At 56.7% G+C, this 2,382-nt stretch carries 1 protein-coding gene; it reads right to left on the bottom strand.

Annotated features, from left to right (window positions below; genetic code table 11):
* Nucleotides 1-2,296 (bottom strand): serine/threonine protein kinase (locus FBQ85_29310; protein ID MDL1879230.1); only part of this gene is annotated, 2,296 nt, incomplete at its 3' end.
* Nucleotides 2,297-2,382 lie beyond the last annotated feature (86 nt).

The following is a 2,382-nucleotide window of genomic DNA, read 5'->3' as shown; positions in this document are numbered from 1 at the left end:
CAAAGTCGCCTTTGGCCGTCAACACGCGGGCGAGGTCCGTCAAGTCATCGGCAATGACCGGATGCGCCTCGCCGAGTTTCTGCCGGTGTTTTTCCAGAATATCGCGATAGTGCAGCTCGGCCTCGGCATATTCACGTTTGGCTTCCAACAATACGGCGAGATTGCCGAGATTGTACGTCGTCAGGGGATGATCCTCGCCCAGCAGTTTGCGGCGGATGGCCAGCGCCTGGCGCATCAGCGGCTCGGCTTGTGCGTATTCACCTTTGGCGTAAAGCGTAGCACCAAGATTGTTGAGACTCTCTGCCACTTCCAAATTTTCCTCGCCAAACAACTCACGGCGAATGGCCAGCGCTTCACGATGCAGTGAATCCGAAGCCTCGAGCTTGCCGCGTTCATACATCAACCAGCCCAAATCATCCAAATTGAGCGCCACGCCGGCATGCGTATTTCCAAAAAGCTTGCGGCGCATGGCGAGCGCGGCGTGCGCCAAGGAGTCCGAAGCAGCAAAATCCCCTTTTTGATACTTCACCTTGCCAAGACTGCTCAACGTCTGGGCCACTTCTTCGTTTTCCCTGCCGAATAATTCCCGGCGCATCGCGAGGGAAAGCTGTTGCAACGAATCCGCGGCGTTGTAGTCGCCTTGCTCGGCTTTTACCTTGCCCAACACCCACAGCGTGCGCGCAATGTCGGCATGCGTATCGCCGTGAAGTTCGCGCCGAAGCGCAAGTGATTTTTCCAGCAGCGGTGCGGCAGCCTCGAGCTGCGCCAGGCTTTGATAAACCGTGCCGATCACTTCCATCATGTTGGCCTGCACTTCCGGCTGGCCGGCAAGTTCTTTCTCGATTTTTTCCGCGCCGCGATCAAGCAGCTCACGCGCGGTAATGGTTTGCCCCTTGGCTTCCGAGGGCTCGGAAATCTTGAACAAATCCGAAAGAAACGCCGCCACCTGTTCCGCTTTTCTTGCTTCAAGCTGCGCGCGATCTCTCTCATTTGCCAGACGATTTGTATAGAATCCCACCAATCCGGCAAGCAAAACGAAGACAGCGGCAGTTGCCGCAACACCAATTTTGTTGCGCTGCACGAATTTTTGCGTGCGATAGCGGAGAGTTGCAGGCCGCGCCAGAACCGGCAATCCCGCCAGGTGGCGTGCAATATCTTGCGACAGTTGTTCCACGGAGCTGTAGCGCCGTTCCGGCTCTTTGCGCAGCGCCGTTAAGCAAATGTTATCCAGATCACCGGCGAGTTTGTGCCGCAAACGTTCCGGCTGCGTATTGCGTGCCAGGCTGATGGCCTCCGCCGTGGGCTCTGTCCCGGCTGCGGCAAGGGCAACGGTGCTGGGTTTCTTCGGGTCCGTGGTGTTGATTAATTTTTCCACCTCCGCGGGCGAACGATCGCTGAGTTCATACGGACGGCGTCCGGCCAGCAATTCATAAAGTATCACACCCAGGGAATAAACGTCGCTCGCCGTGGTCACCGTCGCGCCGCGAATTTGTTCCGGCGAGGCATACTCCGGCGTCAGCACACGTTGCCCGATTTGCGTGAGCGTTGCAGGCGCGGCGTCGTCCGCTTCCTCGCGCAGCAGTTTGGCAATGCCGAAGTCCAGCAGCTTGACGGTGCCGTCATTGGTCACCAGAATGTTGCTTGGCTTCAAATCGCGATGCACGACGAGATTGCGATGGGCATATTGCACCGCGGCGCAGACGGTTTGAAACAGCTCGAGGCGCTCATCCACCGAAAGTTGGTGGTCATCACAGTAGCGGTTGATGGGCGCGCCGTCAACATACTCCATCGTAAAGAAGGGCAGCCCGTCATCCGTCCTGCCGCCGTCAAGCAAACGCGCGATGTTGGGATGTTGCAAGTGCGCGAGGATTTGCCGCTCGCTTTGAAAGCGTTTGAGAATCTCTTCCGAGCGCAAACCCAGCTTAATGAGTTTCAGCGCCACGTGTTGCTCGAACTGCCCGTCGGCGCGGCCGGCGAGATAAACATTGCCCATGCCGCCGGCGCCGATCTGCTTGATGATGCGATATGCGCCAATCTGTTTGCCCTCCAGAGAAAACACTTCTGACACATCCATCCCTACCCCGCTCATGTTCGCCAGCAGACTGTGAGGTTGCGCATCCGCTTCCAGCAATGCCGCAACTTCGCGGTGAAGTTCGGGTTCGTTTGAACACGCCTTGCGCAAAAAAACATCGCGCTCTTCGGGTTGATGTTCCAGGGCGGCTTCAAACAGCTCTTGCACTTTGTTCCAGCGCTGAGAGTCCATGGCACGAGCCTTCTTTGTTCCTGAATTTTGCATGCTGAGATATGACAAGAAAGAATCGATAATCGTCTTAAACAAACCGCGAAGCGGTGGAATGTTTATAGTGAAATTCGTCCCACCAC

The organism is Cytophagia bacterium CHB2 (assembly GCA_030263535.1).
Lineage (GTDB): Bacteria > Zhuqueibacterota > Zhuqueibacteria > Zhuqueibacterales > Zhuqueibacteraceae > Coneutiohabitans.
This window is presented reverse-complemented; position numbering and strand designations above follow the sequence as displayed.